Genomic DNA, 243 nt, shown 5'->3' with positions numbered 1-243 from the left:
TGACAGAGGAGCTCAATATATTTATAAGCCCTATATAGAGTTATTAAAAGCTAATAAATGTAAAATCTCTATGGCTATTTGTGCTCAAGATAATGCATATGCTGAACGAATAAATAGAACAATTAAAAAAGTGTGTTGATAAAGCAGTTTATCAATACAATAACAAAAGACCACATAATAATAATGGAAAATTAAGCCCTGTAAGTTTTGAAGAAAGTTGGAATAATAATAAGTTCTTTTCAA

1 protein-coding gene is annotated in these 243 nt (G+C 27.2%); it reads left to right on the top strand.

Annotated elements, in window-relative coordinates; translation table 11 throughout:
* Window positions 1-113 precede the first annotated feature (113 nt).
* The coding region (locus tag EWU23_RS14425) for an IS3 family transposase (RefSeq protein WP_394367331.1) at window positions 114-243 on the top strand (130 nt) is incomplete at its 3' end.

This window comes from Aquirufa beregesia (assembly GCF_011090385.1).
GTDB classification, from domain to species: Bacteria; Bacteroidota; Bacteroidia; order Cytophagales; family Spirosomataceae; genus Aquirufa; species Aquirufa beregesia.
Note: the sequence above shows the minus strand (reverse complement) of the source record. Positions and strands in the feature narration are given on the sequence as shown.